This window comes from Pseudonocardia hispaniensis, from assembly GCF_042658695.1.
Classification (GTDB): domain Bacteria; phylum Actinomycetota; class Actinomycetes; order Mycobacteriales; family Pseudonocardiaceae; genus Pseudonocardia; species Pseudonocardia hispaniensis.
On the sequence record NZ_JBHSQW010000003.1, the window covers coordinates 1 to 1,664 of the forward strand.

Consider the following 1,664-nt stretch of genomic DNA (forward strand, 5'->3'; position numbering starts at 1 on the left):
CCGGCGGCCGCTCATCTAGCCGTTCGGGCGTCCGCGCAGGGTGCGGTAGTGGTGGATCAGGGCGGTGGTGGAGGGGTCCAGGTCGTGGAGGTCGGGGGGGTGGGGGCTGCTGAGTTTGGGGGTGAGGTGGGTGGCCAGGGTTTTGCCGAGTTCGACGCCCCATTGGTCGAAGGAGTCGATGCCCCAGATGGTGCCTTGGACGAGGGTGAGGTGTTCGTAGTGGGCGATGAGTTGGCCCAGGGTTGAGGGGGTGAGTCGGGGGGCCAGGAGGGTGCTGGTGGGGCGGTTGCCGGGCATGGTTTTGTGGGGGATCAGTGCGGGTGGGGTGCCGGTGGCGGCCAGTTCGGCGGGGGTGCGGCCGAAGGCCAGGGCGGCGGTTTGGGCGAACAGGTTGGCCATGAGTAGGTCGTGGGCGTCGGCGGGGCCGTCGCCGGGGAGTGGGTGGTGGGGGTGGGCGAAGCCGAGGAAGTCGGCGGGGATCAGTCGGGTGCCCTGGTGCAGGAGTTGGTGGAAGGCGTGTTGGCCGTTGGTGCCGGGTTCGCCCCACCAGATCGGGGCGGTGGGGGTGTGGACCGGGGTGCCGTCGGCGCGCACGGTTTTGCCGTTGGATTCCATGGTCAGTTGTTGCAGGTAGGCGGGCAGCCGGTGCAGTTGGTGGGCGTAGGGCAGCACGGCGTGGGTGGGGGCGCCGAAGAAGTTGGTGTACCAGATCCCGAGCAGTCCGGCGATCACCGGCAGGTTCTGCGCGAGGGGGGTGGTGCGGAAGTGGGTGTCGATGGCGTGCATGCCGGCCAGGAACTCGGTGAATCGGTCCGGGCCGATCGCGAGCATCAACGACAGTCCGATCGCGGAGCCGAGCGAGTAGCGCCCGCCGACCCAGTCCCAGAACTCGAACATGTGGGCCGGGTCGATGCCGAACCCGCGGACCCGGTCGGTGTTGGTGGACACGGCGACGAAGTGGCGGGCCACCGCCTGCTCGGCGCCGAGCCCGGCCAGTAGCCAGGTGCGGGCGTTGCGGGCGTTGGTCAGGGTTTCCTGGGTGGTGAAGGTCTTGGAGGCGACGATGAACAGGGTGCTGGCCGGGTCCAGCTCGTGCAGGGTCGTGGCCAGGTCGGTGGGGTCGATGTTGGACACGAACCGGAAGGTCAGCTCGGGGTGGGCGTAGTCGGCCAGGGCCTGGTGGGCCATCACCGGGCCCAGGTCCGAGCCGCCGATGCCGAGGTTGACCACGGCCCGGATCGGCTGTCCGGTGTGTCCGGTCCAGGTGCCGGTGCGGACCGCGGTGGCGAAGTCGGCCATCCGGTCCAGCACCGCGTGCACCTCGGGGACCACGTCGCGGCCGTCCACCAGCAGGGTCGCGGTGCGGGGCAGCCGCAGCGCGGTGTGCAGCACCGGGCGGTCCTCGCTGGTGTTGATCCGGGCCCCGGTGAACATCGCCTCGATCCGGGCGGGTAGCCCGGCCCGCCGGGCCAGCGCCACCAGCAGCGGCAGGGTGTCCCGGGTGATGCGGTGCTTGGAGTAGTCCAGCACCAGATCCGCCCCGGTCGCGGTGAACGCCGCGGCCCGGCCCGGATCGGCGGCGAACAGATCCCGCAGATGCAGCGGGGCGATCTCGCGATGATGCGCGACCAACGCGGACCACTCCCGAGTGACGGTGATATCGG

Annotated in this window: 1 protein-coding gene; it reads right to left on the reverse strand. The window is 70.6% G+C overall.

Annotated features, from left to right (window positions below; translation table 11 throughout):
• Positions 1–15: 15 nt before the first annotated feature.
• The coding region (gene pgi / locus ACFQE5_RS01950) for a glucose-6-phosphate isomerase (protein WP_379582071.1) at positions 16–1,664 on the reverse strand (1,649 nt) is incomplete at its 5' end.